Consider the following 16465-nt stretch of genomic DNA (forward strand, 5'->3'; position numbering starts at 1 on the left):
TTGCAATTATCAAGAATTATAAATCCTGAAGCCATAACCGAAATGCCGACCCTGTGGGCATCCGTCCAGCCTTCCGAATAGGCATCCGTGGCATAGGTTGCCTATTCCCGCTTTCAGATGCGGCATTCAATGGATAGGCGGGAATTTTATCCTTGAAATCTTTTGCGCCCTAACGCACAATAGATTCGGTACCCGGAGAAGTGTGGCGACGGTATATGGTAATCCAGTCAGCCAACCAAAATTGACCCTGATAAGGGTTGAAAGGAGCCTATATGAAATCGTCGTATCGGATTGCATTTGTTCTCCTCCTGGCCTTTCTTCTTGGTGCGTGCCAACCGCAACAACGGACCTTCACCGAGGGAGAAAAGGAAACGGTCAGGAAAGAAGTCAAAGATCAGTTCAATCAACTGATCTCGGCAGTAAATCAGTCGAATGCGGATGCATGGTCCAAGTATTATAGCAAGGACGAGTTTCTATCAGCAACGGCCGGCACAGATTATTATGCTACCCGAAGTGCGTGGGTAGATCTGATCACGAAACATTTCGCAATGCGAGATCGTCAGCACGTTGAGCCTCTCGAAGTACGAGTTACCCCACTGGCCCCAAACGTAGCCCTTATGACAAGCCGGGAGAATTCGGAGATGACGTTGAAAAGTGGAAAGCATACCAAATCCAAACATGTTTTCACGATGATATGGAAAAAAGAACCGGAGGGCTGGAAGATCGTCCATTCTCAGGAATCGTGGACGGACGAGCAAGTCAAATGATATTTATTAAGTGAAAATGCCTCATTTTGGCCTCTGCATATATACGGAAATTTAGAAATCGGACGCGCAATATCGATTGAAATGACGAAGCACGAGCGTCCCTCTGCCATCCTATATTTCTATGGGGGCGCGCGCATGCCGGCAACGCCGTCACCGGAGCCTTCCGCTGCAGGGTCCCCCAGCCCCTACGCAAGTCGCTCCAGAAGTAGCCCCCTTAAGCCCACCCGTCAGGGCGAGTGAAGTTGTTTCAAAACTTTCTCCAAAACCCGAACCAGTGGCGGTTTATCCAACGAAAGATATGCAGCGTTGCCCTACTATGAGGATGAATTGCCTATTATAAACAGACGAAAAGAGGGGAGCAAAGACCCCATTTAAATAATGATGCCGTCGTAATGCCCTTATATGATTGAAAAGTGCCTCGAATTTAGATGAAAGCACTCGGTTTTACTGGTGGCTCCGGCATTGATGTGCGGCATACCTGATTTCTCGTGACATTCGACAGTATAAGCGAACACATCATGGTTGACCTTTCATAAAGTATGGAGCATAATAGATTTCGATTGGGAGACAAGAAACCTCCCGGCAGTAAGCCCAGCCGATAAGAGAAGAGAGTTCTCTCCCGCTCTTTTGAATGTTCAGAATTTAATAATTCGATCGACCTACTTGACCGCCTTAAGGAGAAGAGGAATAAGATGACAAAGAAATACACTCATTCTGAAAGATTCAGAGGATTCAGAGGATTTTATAAATATGGGACCAATCTGACCTTGCCTGCGCTTTTCGTTGTGCTGGTTTTATCAGTGTTCGCTCATCAATGTTATGGTTTCTCAATGGTCGCCTCCCCCAGGATTTCCGCCTCCCCCGCCTCTCTCAACTTCGGGAATGTAAAATCCGGCGCCACATCTTCAGTTAAAACGATCACGGTGAAAAACACGGGCACCTCGGACCTTGTGATAGGAAGCATTGACATCACAGGGACCAACGCCTCCGAATTCAGCCAAACAAACGATTGCACAATGATTACGGCAGGTGCTTCATGCGTCGTCAGCGGAACATTTGCGCCCACAACCCCCTTTGGAAAAAAGAGTGCGGTAGTGAGTATTATCTCTAACGACCCCGTGAAGCCGAATTTAAATGTGAAGGTCTCGGGTAGCGCTCCTCCTCCCAGGGTTTCTGCCTCCCCTGTGTCCCTCAGTTTCGGTAGTGTAAGACCTGGAGCCACATCTTCACTTAAGACGATCACGGTGAAAAACACGGGCACCTCCGATCTTGTGATAGGAAGCATCGACATCACAGGGACCAACGCCTCCGAATTCAGCCAAACAAACAATTGCACGAACATTACGGCAGGTGCTTCATGCGTCGTCAGCGGAACATTTGCGCCCACACCTCCCTCCGGCAATAAGAGCGCAATAGTGAGTATTACCTCTAACGACCCTGCGAAGCTCACCGTAAACGTGAAGCTTTCGGGAACTACTGCAGTGGTCCCCAGGGACGCGGGGGGCGTATTACTGACGAGCGGTCGGTTCGGAGCTCTCATGGTCGGCGGCAGGGCCGGTGAGATGCTTCTCCCTATGGTTGACCGGGATGGGTCGGGCAACGCCACAAGGATAACCTGAGCACTGTATATGAATAATGATACCGGCAACAGCGCCGTGGTGTACCTTGGCGAAGACGGCAGGCCGACGAAGACCGTCATGGGCGACTTCATCCTGCTCTTTTCCAACTGGAGCGCGAATGGCACAACCGTTAATATTGCAAAAATCTACACACCCACCAATTACATTGAGGTGTTCAAGGGGGTGAATGTAGCCACGAACATCGCTGCAAATAACGCCAATCGCGAAGTTTCGTCATACGTTGCGCCGATGACCTGTTTACCGGTATGCGGCAATGACACTCAAACTCTGGCGGAGCTCCTCAAGTTGTCCGGGTTGCTCATATCGGACGGTCTTTGCGTGGTCGCCATTCCGGCTTCTCTTGCGACAATGGCCCTTCCCTGCGCCGGGGCAGTCGTGGCCACGGCATCGTTCCTGATGGGCGATGAAGCATGGCTTGGAATTCAAGGGATGGATGCTGGTTTTCTGGCTATGGATGCCGCTGAATGCCTTGGTGCAAACGCGTTGTCCTGCGTGTCACTCTTCTCGGGTGTGGGCTCGCAGATATTAGATGTATATGGAAAAGAACTGGATGACAACAGCACTCTCGTGGGTGTAGCCTTCGCTGCGCTCACAGATCCAAACCGACCTGGCGGTGTGGTCCAGCCGGGAGGTGGACTCCCCGTGGTACCATCAGGCGAATATGAGTGCACTCCGGGTGGCGCAATGCATTATGCGCCATGCCTCGTCGGCGGCGTCAGAGAGTGCCGGAGCGACTACACATGGAGCCCCTGTGCGCCTACGCCTGTGTGTGGAAACGGGAGATGCGAGAGCGGAGAAACGTCGTTCAACTGCCCAGGTGATTGCGCCAACCGCACATGCCCCAATAGAGACAGCACCTGTTGCACGATGAGCGGCGGCAGCCAGATCCAGGTGATCAAAGTTCCCACAAGTTGCAGGCACTGCCCCAACGACAACACGACATATGCAGGCTACGGAGAGAATGGTTACTATGTGTGCGATTGCGACGATTGTAGAAGCTGGTAAGATTAGGGTCGCGGATGGAGAGGTCCATAACCACATCACTACTGCGGCCTAACCTTTAGATTTGCGAAAGGGCGAGATTGTTGGGGGTAGGACGGCTGGGCTTAAGGGGGCTACTCCTTCAGCTCCGGCTGCTTAAGGGACTGGACCCAAGGCGTTCCCAGGCCCCTCGCGCTCAGCGCGCAGTTTATTATTAACGTGTGGCACGAGGGTTGTTCGCGAACCGATTGGTTCTGCCGGGCCTGATCCACCTATCCGAACGCGCGTGCCGGCTTGCCGTCACCGGAACCTTCCGCTGCAGGCTTCCCCAGCCCCTACGCAGTCGCTCCAGAAGCAGCCCCCTTAAGCCCACCCGCCAGGGCGAGTTAAGGTGTTTTCAGGCGGTAATGATCATACCCCGCACAAAGAATTCGTTCGACAGAAGAATAAAGGAAACACCTAGTTGACGAGCGTGACAAGCTCGGCTGAGACTGGGGGTAATTCACGTTGGTCAACTACCGACGTGTTTTCTAAGTCTCTATGGCTGTCCCCGATTTCCCGCCGATGCGGTCATTAACGTACGCGACTATTTCCTTTGCCATAGGGGAATGCAATTTTATCCTGGAAGGATCGATAATCAGGTTATTCAGGTATTGGAGTATCAGCGTGTCTTCGAAGTGAAGGCAAGGGATGATCCCGCCCATGAAGAATCCCAGTTTTTCTATCTCTTCACACATGAGAATCGTGGCCGGGTCCCCCAAATCCAGGAAGAGAGTAAAATGATCGATTCTTTTGGCACAGAGGTCTCTCAGGTGGTCTCGAAGGACTCTTATGACATCCTCGCCGTGTTGGCGAATCACGATCTCCGCACTATTTATTTCGGAATACACCTTTACTTCCATCACCGACAGGTCTGCCATGGGAACTATTTTGGATGATGTGTGGAAATTCCTGGTCAGGCCGAGATTCGAGTATATCCGGCGCAAGACGGGCTCGTGATGGGAAGGGAGGAACACCGATGTGACCGGGAGCTCAAGGACGGGTTGAAAACAATATACCAGGCTCTCCCGCTGGGAGAGTTGCTCCTGGATCCCCTTGAACGCTATATCAGCCGGAGCGTAACCGAGAACCACGCCGCAGTCTTTATAGCCGGTTTTCTCCGTCATTTTCTGGGTCGCACTGTGGACCGTGACCGACCTCCCGTAAAGAGCCCTGATACCCATGTTTTTGGCTGTGTCATTAAGAAGTCTTTGCATTCCCGTAAAGATATCTTTGCCTCTGAAGCTTGGTTTCACTGCACCTTTTCCCGTCTCAGCCACGATATCGTCACGTTTTTCCCTGGTCATGGCCAGGTGTCCGACAATTTCTCCTTCTTCAGATACTGCGACCACCGATGTGATGAGACCTTCCTGATTATACTCGGCAAGCCTTTCCGGGTAGTACATCACGTCCGACAGGTATGAATATCCGTATGTCCGATAGAAGAGCCTGGATACTTCCAGTGCTTCGGACGACTTCATCAGCCTCAACTCGACTGAAAGGGACAAGTCAGGCACAGCCTTGTCGGCGATTGGTTTCAGAGACGGGGGAGGCTCCGGATACTCGCCCAGCTCCACGACGCTCCTGGCCGGAAGGCGTTTGATGAGGTGCAGTTCTTTCCCTCCCTTCCCCAGGTTACAGAGAAACACCTCGTCAACACATTTCGCCATAATAAAAGATCCGAGGCCTTTCGAAAGTATCTCCTCAACGTCCGTGGGCGCTTCGTATTCGGGGAGGCGGCTAAGATCGTAAGGCAAGCCCATGTCTTTAACTATGATCTCCATACCCCCTGCCGACGGCTCGAAGATAATCTGAAATGATTGCTCTGTCGACTCGAAAGCATGCTCGATTACATTTGTAACAGCCTCCTCGAGGGCCAGAACGATCATTTCCTGATCATTGCTGCCGAATCCTGTTTCCCTTGCGAACTCTCTTGCGAAAGCCTGGATTGCAGGCAAATATGATAGTTCACTCGTGACGGTAAGACTCGAGCTTCCGTGTATCATGCCCATCCCTCCTGTTCTGTGTGAGTCTATTATGCTTCAATCCCTGCTGGTTTTCAAGTTGAAACATCGTGCAATGCGAGAGAAGTAGGGAGTAGGGGGACGCTCTGGAAATGTTGACCTTTGAGACATAAGATGCCCATCATGGCGATCATACTTGATTTCCTCCCGCAATTGCAGGGTTCCGGTGACGGCGTAGCCGGCACGCGCGCCGGATAGTTGGATGAGACCCCTCCAAACCAACTGGTTTTCGGACGACCACTATTCCTTACCTCAAAAACAAACTTCGCACTGAGCGCGAGGAGACCGGGAGCGTCTTGGGTCCAGACCCGGAGCAGCCGGAGCGGAAGGAATAATCCCCGCAGCCAGACCATCCCGTTCCCGACATACTCACCCCGCTTCAGCATTTTTTAGGGGTATATGGCTGCCATGGCTCTTCCCCTGCTGCGGGATGCCTTAGGATGATTACAAAACAAAAGGCCCGAAACCGTCACCGGTCTCAGGCCTTTATTAAGCTGTATTGTCGCGCCCTTTGGGGCGCGGGGTATTCTATTCCAGGAAGCTTTCCAGTCTCTTTCTTCTTGATGGATGTTTCAACTTTCTTAGGGCTTTTGCCTCGATCTGCCGGATTCTCTCTCTTGTGAGGCCGAAGACTTCTCCCACCTCTTCCAGGGTGTAATCCGTCTTTTCGCCTATGCCGAGTCTCATCCTTATCACCTTTTCCTCTCTCGGGGTGAGGGTCGAAAGGACCTTGTAGATCTCTTCCTTAAGAGAGATGCCTACCAGCTCGGTAAAGGGCGACGGGGATTTCGGGTCGGCGATGAAGTCTCCCAGCTTCGACTCGTCGTCGCCTATGGGGGTCTCTATGGAGATCGGCTCGTTCGAGACCTTCATGATCTTGCGTACTTTTTCCAAGGGCAGGCCTGCCTTGCCGGAGATCTCTTCGAGGTTCGGCTCCCTTCCCAGCTCCTGGAAGAGGGAGATGGTCACCTTGGTAATCTTGTTCATGGTTTCGAGGACGTGGACGGGCACCCTGATCGTGCGGGCGTAGTCTGCGATGGCCCTCGTGATGGCCTGCCGGATCCACCATGTGGAGTAGGTGGAGAACTTGTAGCCTTTCTGGTAATCGTATTTCTCCGCTGCCTTCATGAGACCCATGTTGCCTTCCTGAATGAGATCGAGGAAGGAAAGGCCCCTGTTCAGGTACTTTTTGGCGATATTGATGACCAGTCTCAGGTTTGCCTGGATCAGCCTGTTTTTCACCACCTTCAGGCCGTTTTCTATATCGCTTATCTGGCCGAAAGTCTTTCTAATCGCCACTCCTTCATGCTCGTCCAGGGTCTTCAGGTGTCTCGCCGTCTTGCGCACGATTTCTTCGAGGACCTTCTTGTTCAGGTTGAGGTTCGCAAGGGATTCTTCGATTTTTGCATCGAGGGCTTTCACCTTCTTTTCGTTCTGCTTTTTCGCCAGCTCGTCCGTACCGGGGGCTTGGCCCATAAACTCCCTTTTCTTGTCGAAGCTCGTCTTTATGGTATTGATCAGGAAAAGGGTCCTTTTCTTATACTTCTCCTCGTCCTTTTTCGTATAATTCATCTCATCGATATTCTTGATCACATCCACGATGGCCACGCCGTCCTTCTTGATGAGCGACGCAAGCTCCTGAAGCTCGTGGATGGCCTGGGGAAGCCCGAATAGGAGATTTCTTACCTTTTTCTCCCCTTCCTCGATCTTCTTTGCGATCAGGTACTCTTCCTCGGAGGTGAGCAGAGAAACGCGGCCGATATCCTTGAGATATGCCCAGATGATGTTGTCGGTCCGCTCGGAAGGGAACCTCTCGATCTCTCCCCATTCCTGGGGCTCTTCAGGGGTCTCGATCTTCTCTTTTATGGTCTCTACGATATCTATGTTGGATTCGGAAAGGAAATCGAATATGTCTTCTATGTCCTCGGGAGAAAATATATTCTGAGGAAGATAGTCGTTAATTTCGTCGGGGGTAAGGTATCCCTTTTCCATACCCATATCCACAAGATGTTTGATTTCTGTATAATTTTTTATACTCATCTCTTATCTCCAAATGTTAAAAAAGCCTCTGCCAAAAACGCAAAAAAGGCTCTTTTCGGACTTCTCTTTCCGAAAAACGTGAATGAATATAGGTACTATTTTCTAAGTCGTCAATGACCTGCGTGATCGGAGATACCCGCCGCGGTCGGTGTGAGAGACTCATATGCTTATTACCTTATAACAGATTTCCGGTTCGAAGTCAACACTTCCCCTTACCCGCTCCGACCTGAAAACAGGACTGCGGACCTGAGGATCTAAGAATAAGAACCCGAATAAGATTGACTACCACGACAATAACATATATAAGAAACCAAAGTCACGAAAAAAGGAGGTTCCCCATGTTTACGAAAATTCTATATCCCGTGGATTTTTCCCCCTATGCGGAAGAGATTCTCGAATATGCCGTGGCCATCGCCGGCCGTTTTAACTCGGAGCTCCACATGATCCACGTAATTCCGAACCTCAACTATTTTACGCCCTATGAGTCCTTCCTTACGCCTGAGAATATGGTTTCCATTGAGCGCAATATTGAAAGCGAAGTGGAGAGGGATTTCGGCACCCTCACGGAAAAGCTTACGATCCCGGTGAAGAAGGTGACGCGGACCGGGGTAACATTTGTGGAGATTATCGAATATGTGAAAGAAGCGGGCATCGATCTCGTGGTAATGGGAACCCATGGCCGAAGCGGTATAGAGCATATACTTATAGGCAGTGTGGCGGAAAAGGTTGTGCGGAAAGCCCCCTGCCCCGTGCTCACCGTGAGACCGAGGGACAGAAAATTTGCCATGCTTTAGAATCTTAATTAATCCTCAAAACCTTCAGCATGCCGGGTGCCTGCCCGTTCACAGCGGACCTCTCCGCGTTATACGGGAATTCCCCGTTCACGCGCCTCCTCGCATATGTTGTTGATGGTGACGGAGTCGAAGTAGTCCATCAGCCGGTGGGAGGCTTCGCTCCAGACGTCCGATACCACACATTTCCCATACCGGTCGCACGCTTTTGGTCCTCGTTTTTCACCGGAGCAGAAGACGAGCTGGATATTCTTTCCGTCCACCGCCCGCACCACGTCGCCTATCGTGATCTCCTCGGGCCGCCTTGAGAGATAGTAACCCCCCGTAGGGCCCCGTACACTTTTGATGATGCCGGCTTTTTTGAGCTTCTGAAAAATCTGCTCGATATATCGTGGGGAAATGCCCTGGCGCTCCGAAATGCATCGCACCTGGGCGGGGCTGCCTGCCGAATTATAGGCAATGTCACAGAGAGACCTCAGTCCGTACCGGATTTGCGTGGAAATTTTCACGTTACGCCCCTTTTCTATAGAATTTTACTCACCTGCGACCGCGCCGGTATCCATGGAAGGAAGAAACATCCCTTCCCGGAACTATCCCTGACTCGGAAGCCGCGTATCTGCCTGTTTCTCAAGGGGCGCATTTATCCCGCCTATTCCCCCCGCAGTTTTCGCGATCACGGGTCCGACCTTTCGCTCTCCCTCGTCGGGCCGGATTTGGGGGATCCTCTATGCCCCGATAGATATCTGCTGAATGAACGGGTGCAGGCGCCAAAGATTCTCTCCTGAGAGGTCATGGATCAGCCTGCTTTAGGTTTATAACATAATCTGTCAAGTACAAAAACAGTTATTTTATTCCCATACTGCAACTTCTCTTGAAAAATCGACCCGATTCGTATTAACATGAAATGCGGTCTCTATGAGAATCCTTCTCTACTTGCCCTTACTGTTCTTTGCTACCGTCGTTTCGGGGGCCGATCTCATTGTCGGCGGTGAAACCCGCTACACGGTTCAGAAAGGAGAGCGCCTTGAACTCATCGGCGCCCGGCTCGGGGTGTTCTGGAAGAATATCGCAAGGGAGAACGGTCTCGACCCCGAGGCAAAAGTTTCTCCCGGCCAGCAGATCAAGGTCACTACGCGGAAGATTGTGCCCCGTGTGGTGGAAGACGGGATAATCATCAATATCGCGGACAGGACCCTTTACCTCTTTAAGAAGGGACAGCTCTCTACTTTCCCCGTGGGCCTGGGCCTTCCCCTTGAAAACGATTTCGGCGACTGGCGCACCCCCATCGGCAAATTCACGATCGTCGGCAAACGGAAAAACCCTATATGGTATGTCCCCGAGTCGATCCAGATGGAGATGGCCTTCAACGGCAAAACCGTTGAGGAGGCCGTCCCGCCTGGACCGAAAAACCCTCTGGGCAGGTATGCCATAATTACCTCCATACCCGGCGTTCTTATTCACGAGACCATCAGGCCCACGAGCGTCTACCGCTACCAGAGCCATGGGTGCATAAGGATGCTGCCGGAGAGTATGGAAAAACTCTTTCCTGAGATTCAAAAAGGCGCCAAAGGGGAGCTTATCTACGAACCGGTGAAGGTCGCGGTGGGTGATGACGGCAAGACCTACCTTGAAGTGAGGACGGATACCTACAGGAAAGTGGTCTCCATGCGGGACCACGCATGGAAGCGCATAGAGGAGAAAGGACTCGCCGGAACGGTCGATAAAGACCGGGTGGAGCAGGTAATTAAGGAAAAATCAGGCGTCGCTCATAACGTATCAACCGGTTCCAGGGTCGCCGAGGCCGGCCAGGACGTGCCGAAAAAGGAATTTCTTCAGAAGGTCTTCGACCTTTTCACCCCGGGATCGAAAAAAGCGGGTCCTTCCGGCGTTCAGGGGCCGGGGGGTCGAGGTATTCTCATCCAGAAACCGCTATCAAGGGTGAGCTTCTTCTTTTCCGCAGTATAATCGGATTTCAATATATTGATATAAAGCTCGGGAGGGCCGACTTTCGGCAAAGAAACGACCCATGTGGCAAGGGTGCATACTTTTCTCGCAGGCCCGCATTCCTGACGGATCGCACCGATCCTTCCCGCGCTTCTGTCTTCGCTCAGGGAGATGAATCCGTCGAGGTCAAAAGAAGCGGAGCCGTTCGCCAGAAGCCGGTTGATCCGTTTGAGCCGGTCCCTGCTTTTTCTCGTGGGCCGCTCGTTCGCCTTCTTCAGACTCTCGTCCGTATAATGGTTCGCATGGGTGAGCACGCCGTTCGCGGTGACCTTGATCGAAGTTTTTCCTCCCGGCGCCACCTCGATGAGAGCGGCCTTGGTGGAATCGGCTACCAGGTAAAAGGCGGGGTGACTTGTCGCAAAGAGCGTCCCCTCGGCGACCAGGGCATCCACGGTCGCAAAAGAGGTAAGGAGCCTCTCCGTAAGGTCCTCTTTTGCGACCAGCCTCTTCTCGTCGGGAAGGCTTGCCGCAGATGCGTTTACCACCGTGAGCCCTTTTTCGTTGATACCCGCCACCACATATCCATCCCGTTCAGGATCGAAAAGAGCGGCAAAGGCAAGACCCTTTTCCCGGCAGACCGCCCGGAATTCGGTAACAAGACCCATGGAGTTATCCCGGTTTTTCGCCACGACCGTCCCTCCCTTGCCGTTCACTTTTGTGCCCGTCGCCGCCCAGATGGTGCAGCCCAGGGAAGGACGGGGCATAAGGGCAAGAAGAATCGAGGCAGCCAATGCGAGGGAACCGCAGGTCCGAGCGGGAGAGCCCATCACCGGCCTCAATTATTTGCCGGCGAAGGAGGCAGCCGGTCTTTCGACAAAGAAAGCCATTCAAGGGTGCGTACGAGCATTTCCATCCTCCCGGCCTCAAGCACATGATCGAAACGCTCCTTCGCGGCCCCCAGGAGCATGGCATTGGCCAAATCGCAGGAACCGGCCGAAATGAGAATCACAGGCATATTCATACAGTGGGCATAACCCGCCTCAAACGCGGTCCCCGTATCATCATCGTCAACCAGGGCCATCACCACATCGCATTCCTCCAGGAGGCCGATGCAGGAGTCCTTTATAGTCTCGCTCATCGCAACTTTGGCCTCCGGATCGTGCTCCACGTTCGGGCTATGGTCAAAGGGGTCCATCACGGAAATATCCCCCTCACCACTCCGCGCCATAAGGGCTTCCCGAAGCTTCGCGAGGAACTCGATCTTGAAAGATTCCTGTTCGGGGGTAAAGCAGGGGTGGGCGAAATAGACGCGCATCTATACATTATACAATAAAATGGAAGTTGCTGCTATTGACGGGGCTCACGTCGCACAATTGATTGGGGCTCAGGTCGCACAATCTATTGGGGCTCACGTCGCCCCCTCGGTCGGCAAAAGCCGACCGAGCCTCCCCCCGCTTAAGGCGCCTACTGTTGGTCTCGCCCGCGGTGCGGGCTACATCACGCGGGAAAGCTGGGATTATTATGGTCGCGGTGACTTGCGCTTGATCTCACCGGGACGAGGATACTTTTTTTCGCTCTTTTGGAGGATTCACGGCTATGACTGGGGCTTGCTGGTGTGCATCTTCTTATAACATCATGTATTAGGTCTCTGGTTTTTCTTCCCTGCTAACTTATCGATTGCGCTTCACGGGGACGGGAGGGCTCTATATTCCCTGCGCCTTGCGAGCACCGTTGGGTTTACCCACTCGGTGAGGAGAAACGTTCCGAAGGACAGCCACCCATGTTTGAGGAGGCACGACGAGTTGGGTGGCTGAGTGCCGGACGAGCCGTCTTTTAGTGGGTAACGGGCGCAGCCGAAGCAGGGAATATAGAGCCCTCCCGTCCCCGTGGTTCCCAAACAATCTTGTCATGCAGTTGGTGGCCGAACGCCCGCTCCTCTATTTCCCTTTCTTCTCCAGTTCGTCCAATAATGGAATCCCCTTTTCCGGGTTTTCCAAGTTGGTTACTCCGAAAAGGTAGGGGCCGGACTGGCGGATTACCAGGCCCCTGTATAAGGGGTCTTTGGCGGCGAGGGTGAAGGTGCCTTTCTTTTCGATATTTCTGGGCTCTACCTTCGCGGCCCTTAAGCTGTTTATGTAGAGGTCCAGGGTCTGGCGGGCTGCTTCGGGGGAATCGCCCAGGACTACGAAGACCTTTACGGTCTTATTATCCAGGGTCGCTTCCGCGGTGAGGCCTTTTTTGAAGAAGGCATAGCCGAGAAGGCTTTCGGCAATGTATTTCTCTGTTTTGAGGACTACCTGGGGGATGTTGAGGAGGCCGATCTCTTTGGGCGGCCTTGCAGGCGAAGGCAGCTCTTTTCCGATGGCGGCAGCGCATGCCATGAAGGCTGCTTTATCGGGTGTGCCTTCTCCGGAGGCCGATATGCGGGCAAAGTGGCTGTCCTGGTAGAACATGAGTTGACTGCCGTCAAAAAAGCCTTCCGCGCCTGCCTTTACGGTCTCGGCGTCAGGGCTCCGGTAATTTGAATAAATGCCGAAGGCATCGATCGCGGAGCCCATCCGGTACAGGTCGACGGCGAGCGCTTCTTTTGTGCCCGACTTCCCGTATACTGCATATGCGAGGGCTTCGAACCCGTAGGGCATATAGAGCTCTGCCTCGCCGTTAATGTGCTCATAGAGGTTCTCTTTCGTAAAAAGCTCTACCTTGCCTTCCCTTACCCACCCCTTTGCGAAGCCGGAAGCGGGCAGGAGCTGCTCTATGGCGGGCACATTAGTGGCGGCCCCATAAGCGCGGGTGGCGCCGTCGGAGAGGAGGGAAAAAAATATGAGCGCACCGATCACGCATGCCAGGGTGCAGGTCCGTGCGCGACGAGTGGTCCGGGTACCCATGTCCGCCTCCTTCTTATGCAAAGAGAGACTTTGCCCTTTTCATCTTGAGGCCGATGTCCAGGCCGTGGGCGCATTGAGCGACGCATACCTCGCAGGCTCCGCAGGCGGAGGCCGACGATGCCGTCCCGATCTCAGCGTAGGTGGAACGGGCAAGGTCAAGAGCGCCGTAACTCTCGGCGTATAGAAGGCTCCGGTTAATGATGCTTATGGCCACCTTCTTCGGACAGGTAGGCTCGCAGATTGCGCAGAGATGACAATAGACGCCTTTGACGGCCTCCGCATATCGGTCCAGTACCCTCGCGTCACGGGCGGTGAATCTCATGCCCATGACCGACATGTCTTCCTGAAGCATGCTCATATCCTTCATTCCCGGTATTGCGTGGGTCACATTCTGATCCATGAGGGCCCATTTCAGGGCGGCCTGGTGAGGGCTCATCTTGCCGAGGGCCTCGGTCTTATACCCACCCGCCTGGGTCTTCATGGCCGTAATGCCTACGCCTGCCTTTGCGGCGCGGGCGATCGCCTCTTTTACTGCAGGAGCGCTCTTAAAGTTGTATCCTACAAGGGCGGTGTCGAAGAGCCTTTCAGGGTCGGCGAGAAGCGCGTCCAGGACCTCCGCCTGGTCCGTGTGGGTCGTGACGCCGAAAAACCTCACCTTTCCCTCCTTCCTCAATTCGAGTAGGGCGGCCCGCGTTTCGGGCTCCATGATCCTCGTCTTGTCCTTGCCCGTGAGGTTATGGAGCTGGATCACATCGATACGGTCGGTCTTCAGCTTGGAAAGGCTCGTCTCCACGTCGGTGATGATATCTTTTCTTGAAATGGAGCCGGGTTGGGTTTTAGTGGCGACAAAGACCTTGTCCCTGCGGCCCTTGAGTGCCCGGCCCACGATCTCCTCGTTTCTGCCGTTCATATAGCGGCGGGCGGTATCCACGTAATTGATGCCGAGGTCGAAGGCGGCTTCCATCACCTCGTGCTCCGGGGTGAGCATGGCCCCGAAGCTCACTACCGTCACTTTCAGTCCGGTCCTGCCCAGGATGCGGTACACCGGACCGGCCCCCTCGGCCCCCGATGCGCCGCGAAGGCCTGTCAGTCCGGCTGCGGCGGAAGCGGCGCCCACAATACCTATTTTCAAAAAGTCGCGTCGTTTCATAAATGCCTCCTCGCTGCACACTTTGTTGGTCTTAATATGGATGACTATACATTATCCTATTATGGTGCAAAGGGGTATTCAATAATAGAAGGGCCCCCGTCGTCCATCTCAGTCCCGGCCGGCAAAAGGCGAATCGCCATGTGCCGGGGGACCTTCAGGGTTTCGCGTAATCGGCCATGCCCTGGAAGTCAACGATTACCACCGGCTTGTCGCCTACGACCCACGCGTCGTGGCCCAGGGGCAGGACGGATACGTCTCCTGGTCCGCACTCGAACTCCGTGCCGTCATCCATACGCACCTTAAGGATACCGGAAACATGGTACTGGAAATGGGGCGCCTCACAGCTCGCCGTGCCGGCTATGGGTTTCACCGACGTCGACCATCTCCACCCCGGCTCCAGGGTGGCGCGGCCGACGGTCACCCCTCCTATGGTAAGGAGTTCGACTTTGCCCTTCGGAAAGGACCTTATCTGGTCCGTCTGCCCGAAATTCTTCCGCTCCGCCTTCTCAAATTTCTCATTCATGGGGTACCCTCCTTAAGGCCTCCGGCCTCTTCCACCTCCCCGCCCGCGGGGAGAGTTATCTGAGTCTCCATCGCTGTGCCTATATAAGGTTTGCACGCTTCGAGCAGGACAGGGAGGATTATCCCCAGATCGGTGATATAGCCTGTGCTCGAGGCGAAGGTCTTCCAAAGGGGGACGATCTCGCTGCGCATCTGAAAAGGTTCCCGGCTCACCGCCATGAGCACGAGAAAGCGCCGGGAGGGAGTAGCCGGCACCCCGCGAGCCGGAGGGAAAGAGCCCCTGGAGGCGACGGCAGTGATTGGCTGCGAAGAAGGCACGTCATACTGCACCGGTATCAATGCCTTTTGATCCGGACCCGCAGCCGCGAGACGGGGTTCGCAGGAAGGCGGGCCTGAGCCGAGGCCCCAGGCAGCGAGGAGCACCATATCGGCGGTATCGATGCTCTCGGCTTCATAAAAACCGATATCTTCGAGGGCATCCGCGAGAACCGGCGCGAAATCTTCAAATCGGGGCAGACTATGGTCCATATCCTTATTGCAGGGCAGGAGCACATACCTTACGTTTCCGGACGAACTGTAGTAGACGGTGGAGATGACGGCGACACGGTATTCGTATCTTCCCGCAGCGCATCCCGAGAGGGCAAGGGAGAGGAGGCCGAAGGCGGCCAGGAGGCGAAATCGTTCCATCTGAATCCGAATATAAGCATAAGCCGGACTGGAGACAACCCGATCCGGCTTATGCTTATATTCGAAAGAAGACCGCTACTGATTAAGGGGTACCCATGCCTTATGGGAAGGCACCCATGTTCCTCCCACCCATTGGCCCGGGAGCGTAACCCACTGTCCGGGAGGGGGCTCTTCCTGTCGGCCTGAGTTGTCGACAGTCTCGTCCTGGGGCGCTGATGGGGTGGAATCGGACGTGAGCGCCGGGTCCGGGTAGGCCAGCGGCGGGGACGAATCCCCAGGATCGGGTACGTACATGGTCGACGCGCCCGCATAGACACCCCAACCGCCATAATATCCATAAGGCAGTGAATAGGGGTAATACGCGGGGCCCCACCAGAATGGGCTTCCCCACCAGGGGTAGAAGGGCCAGGACGAGTAATAAGGCCAACGGGGATAGTAGCCGTAATAATTCCAGGAGCGCCAGTAGGGGCGGTACCCATAATAGGGCCTTCCGGGATAACCCGGTTGATACCCGGGATAACCCGGCCTGTACCCCGGATAGCCGGGCCTGTACCCAGGTCTATACCCCGGATAACCCGGTCGATACCCGGGATTTCCCGGATAATAGCCTGCATGGGGACCTCTGTAGCCGGAGCTATAGGGGCGATAGCCGCCATAACCGGGACGGCCTGTCGAATACCCGCCATGACCTCCACCGCTGTGTCCACCGGTGTAGCCGCCTCCGACTCTCGCTCCACCACCGCCGTGACCTCCACCGCCGTGACCTCCACCGCTTCCCCCGCTGTGTCCACCACCCGCGCGGGCATAAGTGAATGACGGCAGGACCATGAGCATGGTCAGCGCCAAGGCTAATACGATGTAAGTATATCTTTTCATATCCGAACCCCCGGGAAGGTCTTTATAAGGCCCCGCCTCAAGAATACTCTAGCAATTTCCGTGCCTTTTGGTCAAGAATTACAAGATTCGAAAAAGAAAAGGATTTATAAAAAACG

Annotated in this window: 16 protein-coding genes; 5 read left to right on the forward strand and 11 right to left on the reverse strand. The window is 54.0% G+C overall.

Annotation, left to right across the window (positions count from 1 at the left end; translation table 11 throughout):
• Positions 1-272: 272 nt before the first annotated feature.
• Complete coding sequence (locus VGJ94_02690; GenBank protein HEY3275501.1) at positions 273-767, forward strand: nuclear transport factor 2 family protein; 495 nt, start codon at positions 273-275, stop codon at positions 765-767.
• An 817-nt stretch (positions 768-1584) separates the two neighbouring features.
• On the opposite strand, the gene VGJ94_02695 is transcribed toward VGJ94_02690, so the two are convergent.
• Positions 1585-2022 carry a hypothetical protein gene (locus tag VGJ94_02695; GenBank protein HEY3275502.1) on the reverse strand — a complete coding sequence of 146 codons (438 nt, stop codon included), beginning with the start codon at positions 2020-2022 and terminating at the stop codon, positions 1585-1587.
• On the opposite strand from VGJ94_02695, the gene VGJ94_02700 reads away from it, so the two are divergent.
• On the forward strand, positions 1952-2386 hold the full coding sequence (locus VGJ94_02700; GenBank protein HEY3275503.1) for a choice-of-anchor D domain-containing protein: 435 nt from the start codon (positions 1952-1954) through the stop codon (positions 2384-2386). The genes VGJ94_02695 and VGJ94_02700 overlap by 71 nt on opposite strands.
• Before the next feature lie 306 nt (positions 2387-2692).
• Positions 2693-3412 carry a hypothetical protein gene (locus VGJ94_02705; GenBank protein HEY3275504.1) on the forward strand — a complete coding sequence of 240 codons (720 nt, stop codon included), beginning with the start codon at positions 2693-2695 and terminating at the stop codon, positions 3410-3412.
• 506 nt (positions 3413-3918) lie between these two features.
• On the opposite strand, the gene VGJ94_02710 is transcribed toward VGJ94_02705, so the two are convergent.
• Both VGJ94_02710 and rpoD read right to left on the reverse strand, forming a co-directional pair.
• Positions 3919-5433: an ATP-binding protein gene (locus VGJ94_02710; GenBank protein HEY3275505.1), complete on the reverse strand. Its 1515-nt coding sequence runs from the start codon at positions 5431-5433 to the stop codon at positions 3919-3921.
• Positions 5434-5979: 546 nt separating this feature from the next.
• A complete protein-coding gene (gene rpoD / locus VGJ94_02715) occupies positions 5980-7491 on the reverse strand; it encodes an RNA polymerase sigma factor RpoD (GenBank protein ID HEY3275506.1) in 1512 nt (503 codons plus the stop codon).
• Between the two features lie 338 nt (positions 7492-7829).
• Between rpoD and VGJ94_02720 the strand changes: the two genes are divergently transcribed.
• The gene (locus tag VGJ94_02720; GenBank protein HEY3275507.1) at positions 7830-8285 is read left to right on the forward strand and encodes a universal stress protein; all 456 of its coding nucleotides are present in this window, start codon (positions 7830-7832) and stop codon (positions 8283-8285) included.
• Between the two features lie 68 nt (positions 8286-8353).
• Here VGJ94_02720 and VGJ94_02725 read toward each other — a convergent pair whose 3' ends face one another.
• Positions 8354-8791 carry an Rrf2 family transcriptional regulator gene (locus tag VGJ94_02725; protein ID HEY3275508.1) on the reverse strand — a complete coding sequence of 146 codons (438 nt, stop codon included), beginning with the start codon at positions 8789-8791 and terminating at the stop codon, positions 8354-8356.
• A 406-nt stretch (positions 8792-9197) separates the two neighbouring features.
• On the opposite strand from VGJ94_02725, the gene VGJ94_02730 reads away from it, so the two are divergent.
• Positions 9198-10247, forward strand: coding sequence for a L,D-transpeptidase family protein (locus VGJ94_02730; protein ID HEY3275509.1), 1050 nt, complete (start codon positions 9198-9200; stop codon positions 10245-10247).
• Here VGJ94_02730 and VGJ94_02735 read toward each other — a convergent pair.
• From VGJ94_02735 to VGJ94_02765, 7 genes are all read right to left on the reverse strand, one after another.
• On the reverse strand, positions 10172-11053 hold the full coding sequence (locus VGJ94_02735) for a carcinine hydrolase/isopenicillin-N N-acyltransferase family protein (protein HEY3275510.1): 882 nt from the start codon (positions 11051-11053) through the stop codon (positions 10172-10174). The two genes, VGJ94_02730 and VGJ94_02735, sit on opposite strands and share 76 nt — an antisense overlap.
• 8 nt (positions 11054-11061) lie before the next feature.
• Positions 11062-11541: a nucleoside 2-deoxyribosyltransferase gene (locus VGJ94_02740; protein ID HEY3275511.1), complete on the reverse strand. Its 480-nt coding sequence runs from the start codon at positions 11539-11541 to the stop codon at positions 11062-11064.
• A 622-nt stretch (positions 11542-12163) separates the two neighbouring features.
• Positions 12164-13114, reverse strand: coding sequence for a DUF6599 family protein (locus VGJ94_02745; protein ID HEY3275512.1), 951 nt, complete (start codon positions 13112-13114; stop codon positions 12164-12166).
• Positions 13115-13127: 13 nt separating this feature from the next.
• A complete protein-coding gene (locus tag VGJ94_02750; GenBank protein HEY3275513.1) occupies positions 13128-14264 on the reverse strand; it encodes an aldo/keto reductase in 1137 nt (378 codons plus the stop codon).
• 154 nt (positions 14265-14418) lie between these two features.
• Complete coding sequence (locus tag VGJ94_02755) at positions 14419-14787, reverse strand: cupin domain-containing protein (GenBank protein HEY3275514.1); 369 nt, start codon at positions 14785-14787, stop codon at positions 14419-14421.
• Entirely contained in the window at positions 14784-15473 is a 690-nt protein-coding gene (locus VGJ94_02760; GenBank protein HEY3275515.1) for a hypothetical protein, read from the reverse strand. Before VGJ94_02760 ends, VGJ94_02755 begins: the two co-directional genes overlap by 4 nt.
• Before the next feature lie 75 nt (positions 15474-15548).
• Positions 15549-16349 (reverse strand): hypothetical protein, encoded by an 801-nt coding sequence (locus VGJ94_02765; protein ID HEY3275516.1) that lies wholly within the window; start codon positions 16347-16349, stop codon positions 15549-15551.
• Positions 16350-16465: the final 116 nt, after the last annotated feature.

Source organism: Syntrophorhabdaceae bacterium (assembly GCA_036504895.1).
Taxonomy (GTDB): domain Bacteria; phylum Desulfobacterota; class Syntrophorhabdia; order Syntrophorhabdales; family Syntrophorhabdaceae; genus PNOM01.

What these genes read in the sequence shown, in the direction of transcription:
- VGJ94_02690 (HEY3275501.1), top strand. Translation starts at nt 273, where the DNA reads ATGAAATCGTCGTATCGGATTGCATTTGTTCTCCTCCTGGCCTTTCTT.
- VGJ94_02710 (HEY3275505.1), bottom strand. Translation starts at nt 5,433, where the DNA reads ATGATACACGGAAGCTCGAGTCTTACCGTCACGAGTGAACTATCATAT.
- VGJ94_02730 (HEY3275509.1), top strand. Translation starts at nt 9,198, where the DNA reads ATGAGAATCCTTCTCTACTTGCCCTTACTGTTCTTTGCTACCGTCGTT.
- VGJ94_02760 (HEY3275515.1), bottom strand. Translation starts at nt 15,473, where the DNA reads ATGGAACGATTTCGCCTCCTGGCCGCCTTCGGCCTCCTCTCCCTTGCC.
- VGJ94_02750 (HEY3275513.1), bottom strand. Translation starts at nt 14,264, where the DNA reads ATGAAACGACGCGACTTTTTGAAAATAGGTATTGTGGGCGCCGCTTCC.
- VGJ94_02720 (HEY3275507.1), top strand. Translation starts at nt 7,830, where the DNA reads ATGTTTACGAAAATTCTATATCCCGTGGATTTTTCCCCCTATGCGGAA.
- VGJ94_02765 (HEY3275516.1), bottom strand. Translation starts at nt 16,349, where the DNA reads ATGAAAAGATATACTTACATCGTATTAGCCTTGGCGCTGACCATGCTC.
- VGJ94_02755 (HEY3275514.1), bottom strand. Translation starts at nt 14,787, where the DNA reads ATGAATGAGAAATTTGAGAAGGCGGAGCGGAAGAATTTCGGGCAGACG.
- VGJ94_02745 (HEY3275512.1), bottom strand. Translation starts at nt 13,114, where the DNA reads ATGGGTACCCGGACCACTCGTCGCGCACGGACCTGCACCCTGGCATGC.
- rpoD (HEY3275506.1), bottom strand. Translation starts at nt 7,491, where the DNA reads ATGAGTATAAAAAATTATACAGAAATCAAACATCTTGTGGATATGGGT.
- VGJ94_02735 (HEY3275510.1), bottom strand. Translation starts at nt 11,053, where the DNA reads ATGGGCTCTCCCGCTCGGACCTGCGGTTCCCTCGCATTGGCTGCCTCG.
- VGJ94_02740 (HEY3275511.1), bottom strand. Translation starts at nt 11,541, where the DNA reads ATGCGCGTCTATTTCGCCCACCCCTGCTTTACCCCCGAACAGGAATCT.